Annotated in this window: 4 protein-coding genes; all 4 read right to left on the minus strand. The window is 67.4% G+C overall.

The window, feature by feature from the left end; translation table 11 throughout:
• Positions 1–110 precede the first annotated feature (110 nt).
• A complete protein-coding gene (locus AC1VWL_RS19090; RefSeq protein ID WP_482987726.1) occupies positions 111–818 on the minus strand; it encodes a response regulator transcription factor in 708 nt (235 codons plus the stop codon).
• Positions 811–3,471 carry an ATP-binding protein gene (locus AC1VWL_RS19095; protein WP_482987727.1) on the minus strand — a complete coding sequence of 887 codons (2,661 nt, stop codon included), beginning with the start codon at positions 3,469–3,471 and terminating at the stop codon, positions 811–813. The genes AC1VWL_RS19090 and AC1VWL_RS19095 overlap by 8 nt, the downstream gene beginning before the upstream one ends.
• A gap of 36 nt (positions 3,472–3,507) precedes the next feature.
• On the minus strand, positions 3,508–4,116 hold the full coding sequence (kdpC, locus tag AC1VWL_RS19100) for a potassium-transporting ATPase subunit KdpC (protein WP_482987728.1): 609 nt from the start codon (positions 4,114–4,116) through the stop codon (positions 3,508–3,510).
• Positions 4,113–5,518: potassium-transporting ATPase subunit KdpB (gene kdpB, locus AC1VWL_RS19105; protein ID WP_482987729.1), on the minus strand; the 1,406-nt coding region annotated here is incomplete at its 5' end. The genes kdpC and kdpB, both read right to left, overlap by 4 nt.

Here is a 5,518-nt window from a genome sequence, read left to right on the forward strand (position 1 = left end):
GGGGCGGCCGCGAACGCCACAGTGGCTTCCGAATACAGAAAATTCTGATCAAGGAACGCGTGTTTTTTCACCAGCTTCGGGGCTGACGCCGCTCCTACAAGCCGTGCTGATCACGCACCACCAAACCGCAGACCAACGCCCGGCTCGGTGAACAGATAACGCGACTCCAGCGCCGAATCGCCCAGCTTGTGCCGCAGCCGGCCCACCAGGATGCGCAGGTAGTGGGTGTCATGCCGATGCGTCGGCCCCCAGATCTCCTGCAGGATCTGCGGCTGGGTCACCACCCGCCCGGCACTGCGCAACAGCAAGGCCAGCAGTGCGTATTCCTTGCGGGTCAGTGCAATCGCTTCGCCATCCACGCGCACATCGCGGCGCGACAGGTCGATATGCAGGCGGCCGTCATCGAACACCGGCACCTGGCCTTCGCTGTCGGTGCTGCGACTACGCAGCAAGGCACGCACCCGGGCCATCAACTCCTGGGTGCCGAACGGCTTGGTCACGTAGTCATTGGCGCCGTTGTCCAGGGCGCGCACCTTCTCCGCTTCGCCGGCGCGCACGCTGAGCATGATCACCGGCACCTGGCTCCATTGCCGTAACTCGGCCAGCACGTCGTGGCCTTCCATGTCGGGCAGGCCGATATCCAGCACCACCAGATCGGCGCCGTCCTCGGCCAGCCGCTGCAGGCCCTCGGCGCCGTTGGCGGCCTGGCTCACCGCATAGCCCTGCGCGCGCAGCGAAATATCCAGAAAGCGCCGGATCTGCACTTCGTCATCGACCACCAGCACGCGCGGCGGCGGAATGGCCGGCGCTTCAGCCATCATCGCGCGGGCTCTCGGGGTGCGGCTGGAGCAGGGGCAGGGTCATGCGGATCAGGGTACCGCGTCCGCCGCGTCCCGGCAGCGCTTCGACGCTGCCACCGTGCGCGCCGATCATGCCCTGGCAGATGGTCAGGCCCAGGCCGGTGCCCTGGCGGCCGCGGTCGCCACGCTCCACGCTGTAGAACATGTCGAAGATGCGCGAACGTTCGGCGTCGGGAATGCCCGGGCCGGCGTCGATCACCTCGATACGCAGCTCGTTGGCCTGCTGTCGCGCGCGCACTTCCACCGGCACGCCGGGCGGCGAGAACTTGGCGGCGTTCTCCATCACGTTGAACACTGCCTGCTCGACCAGCGCCGGGTGCACCCAGATCGGTGCCATGTCGGCTGGAATATCCAGCTGCAGGCGCACGTCTGGTTGGTAGCGCTGCAGGCGTCGCGCGGCCGAGCCGATCAGCTCGTCCACGCCGATCCAGTCACGGTTGAGCTTCAGCCCGTCGTGGCCGAGCCGGGTCATGTCGAGCAGGTTCTGGATGTAGCGGTCCAGCCGCTCGCCCTCGACCACGATGGTGTCGAGCAGGGCGCGGCGGTCGTTGGCATCCATCGCATCGGCGTAGTTGGACAGGCTGTCGGCCGAGCCGATCATCGCTGCCAGCGGCGAGCGCAGGTCGTGCGAGACCGAGGACAACAGGGCCGAGCGCAGGCGCTCGGTTTCGTTGTGCAGGTGCGCGGTTTCCAGATCGGCGACCAGCCGTGTGCGCAATGCGGCCTGGGCGATGTCGTCGGCCATCGCTTCCACCAGCTGGCGCTGTTCCGGGGCCAGCCGTGGATGTTGATGATCGAAGCGCAGCCCGGCCACGCCGATTGCGTGCGCTTCGCCGTCAAGCAACGGCAGGAACCACCAGCCGGCACCGGCCAGCGTGTCGGTGAAGCGGCCGGCAGCTTGCCCATGCCGCAGCGCCCAATCGGCGGCAGCCAGATCGGTATCGCCCGGTGCTGCCGTGCCACTGGTGCTGGTGTCATCGCCCAGCCGCACCCAAGCCGGTGCATCCAGTGCCTGCTCCAGGGCCACGCGGCCAGCATGCGCAACCTGGGCGTTGTCAGTGGCGCCAACCAACTGCCGCCCCAGCGTCTGCCGCACATTGGCATGGCGATTGGCCGCACGCAGCGCCACCACCTGCATGCGCAGGCGCGATGCCAAGCGGCCGGCAACCAACGCGGCGGCCAGGAACAGGAAGACGGTGATCACGCCTTGCCGCGCGCTGATCGCAAAGGTGAAGCGTGGTGCGATGAAGAAGAAGTTGTAGGCGAGGAAGCACAGCGTCGCCGCCAGCACCGCCGCGCTCATGCGGGTGCGCGCGGCCACCAGCACCACCGCGACGATGAACACCATCGCCAGATCGCTCAGGCCTATCCAGTGTTCGCCCAGCCATGCGGCCAGGCAGGCGCCGGCGGTGGCCAATACCGCGGTCATCGCATCCTTTCCCCAGCTGTCCGGGGCCAGCGACAGGCCGAAGCGACGCGCGTTGGCGCGTGCCTGCGGCGTGCTTATGATGGTGATTTCGTAGTGCGCGCCGCGCTGGATCAGCTGCTGGGTCAAGGTCTGGTTGAACAGTCGCGCCAGCGGCCGCTCGCGGGTGCGGCCCAGCACCAGCGACGACACCGCGTTGTGCGCGGCGTAGTCGAGCAGCGCATCGGCAATGCCCGGCCCGTGCAGCAGCTCGGCATCGCCGCCCAGACGCCGCGCCAGTGCGAACGCATCGTCGATCTCGCGGCGGGTGGCCTCGTCGTGGCGGCGGTGCTGCACGGTCACCACGGTCCACGGTGCATCGCGGCGCTCGGCGATGCGTCGTGCCACCCGTACCAGGTATTCGCTCTGGCCGCTGCCGTCGATGGCGACCACAACGCGGCGGCGCAACGGCAGATTGCCTTCGCCGCGTGCGGCGCGGGTCTCGCGCAGGCTGCTGTCGACGCGATCGGCGGCTTCCTGCATCGCCAGTTCGCGCAAGGCGGTGAGGTTGGCCGGCGAGAAGAAGGCCTGCAATGCCTGCGCGGCCTGCTCGGGCACATAGACCTTGCCCTGCTGCAGGCGCTCGATCAGCTCGCGCGGTGGCAGGTCGACCAGCACGATGTCATGCAAACGATCGAACACGACATCGGGTACGGTCTCGCTGACGCGCACGCCGGTGATGCGCATAACCACATCGTTGAGGCTTTCCAGGTGCTGGATGTTGATCGTGGTCCATACGTCGATGCCGGCATCGAGCAGTTCCATCACGTCCTGCCAGCGCCGTTCGTGGCGGCTGCCGGGAGCATTGCGATGGGCCAGCTCATCGACCAGCACCAGCGCCGGCTTGCGTGCCAGCACCGCATCCAGATCCATTTCCTGCAGCTGATGGCCGTGGTACTCCACCGCGCACATTGCAATGCGCGGCAGGCCGTCGAGCAAGGCGGCGGTGTCGTTGCGGCCATGGGTTTCAACCACGGCCGCAACGACATCCACCCCACGCCGCAGCTGTTCCTGGGCGCGGGTGAGCATGCTGAAAGTCTTGCCCACGCCCGGTGCGGCGCCGAGGAACACGGTCAGCTTGCCGCCGGCGTCGCGTTGCAGGGCCTCGGCCAAGGCATCGGCCTGGCGGCTACGGGAGTCGTTCATGGCGACGATTGTGCGCTGTTGCAGGTGCGCCCCGCATCACGGCGCATGCGCGGCCTGATCCAGCGCCCGGTTGAGGGCAATCACGTTGATCCGTGGCTGCCCGAACACGCCCCATTGGCGGTCCTGCAGTTGTGCATCAACCAACGCCTGCACCTGTGCCAGCGGCAAACCACGTGCAGCGGCCACACGCGCCACCTGCACCTGTACGGCAGCAGGCGACAGCTCCGGATCCAAGCCGCTGGCCGACTGCGTGACCAGATCGCCCGGCACGGTGGCCGGATCGATCTTCTCGCGCGCTGCGGCGGCAGCAGTGGCTTCGCTGACCCGCTTGACCAGGTCCGGATTGCTGCGCGCCATATTGCTGCCGGCCGCGGCCATCGGATCGTAGTTGGCCGCCGAAGGACGCGTCTGGAAGTAGCCATTGCCAGCGAACGGCTGCGCCAGATACAGCGAGCCACGCACCTGTCCGTCGGTATCGCGGATCAGGCTGCCATCAGCCTGCGCCGGAAACAACGCGCCGGAGACGCCGGTCGCCAACACTGCATAGACCAGGCCGGTGCCAAGCAGGCCGAACAAGGACAGGCCAATGGCCGGCCACCACAGCGGGTTGCCGGCACGACGGGAGGAAGTGTTGGAGGTGTTCATGCGCCAAATACCAGGACAAGAAGGAGGTCGATGGCCTTGATGGCCGCAAACGGCAGCAGCACGCCGCCCAGGCCGTACACCAGCATGTTCCGGCGCAGCAGCGCGGTGGCGGTGGCCGGACGGAAGCGCACGCCGCGCAGGGCCAGCGGAATCAGGGCCGGGATCACCAAGGCATTGAAGATCAGCGCTGCCAGCACCGCATTGCGCGGGCTCGACAGCTGCATCACGTTCAAGGCCGCCATCGACGGAATGCTGGCGGCGAATAGCGCCGGCAGGATCGCGAAGTACTTGGAGACGTCGTTGGCCAGCGAGAAGGTGGTCAGCGCACCGCGGGTGATCAGCTGCTGCTTGCCGACTTCCACCACGGCCAGCAGCTTGGCCGGATCCGAATCCAGATCGACCATGTTGCCGGCTTCCTTGGCCGCCTGCGTGCCGGAGTTCATTGCCAGGCCAATATCGGCCTGGGCAAGTGCTGGTGCATCGTTGGTGCCGTCACCGACCATGGCGACCAAACGGCCACCGGCCTGCTCGGCACGGATGCGCGCCAGCTTGTCTTCCGGCCGGGCCTGCGCGATGTAGTCATCAACGCCGGCTTCGGCGGCGATGGCGGCGGCGGTGAGCGGGTTGTCGCCGGTGATCATCACCGTGCGGATACCCATCGCCCGCAGCTGCGCGAACTTCTCACGCATGCCGTGCTTGACCACGTCGGCCAGCTCCACCACGCCGAGTACGTGCTTTCCTTCGCTGACCACCAGCGGCGTAGCACCGCCACGGGCAACCTGATCCACCCGCGCCTGCAGCTCGTTCGGCACGCTGCCGCCCAAGGCCAGTACATGCGCGGTGATGGCATCGGCAGCGCCCTTGCGGATGCTGCGGCCGTTGTCCAGGTCAACGCCGGACATGCGGGTTTGTGCGGTGAAGGGCAGATAGTTCAGGACCCCGCACATGGATGTGCGGGCTTTTGCGGAGGGAGCCGCATGAACGTGGTCCGGCTCGGCGGTGGTGCAACCCTGCTGGCGTGCCAAGCGCACGATGGATTTGCCTTCCGGGGTCGGGTCGGCCAGCGACGACAGCAGCGATGCTTCACGCAGTTGTGCAGCATCAATGCCGGCCAGCGGATGGAAGTGCGTGGCCTGACGGTCGCCGTAGGTGATGGTGCCGGTCTTGTCCAGCAACAGCACGTCGACGTCGCCGGCTACTTCCACGGCCTTGCCGGATTTGGCCAGCACGTTGGCCGACAGCGCACGGTTCATGCCGGCAATGCCGATGGCCGGCAGCAGGCCGCCGATGGTGGTCGGGATCAGGCACACCAGCAGGGCGATGAGCAGCAGCGGATCGACCGTGACGCCGACAAAGCCCGCAATCGCCGGCAGCGTTGCCACCACCACCAGGAAGGTCAGCG

The organism is Stenotrophomonas sp. STEN063, from assembly GCF_056854515.1.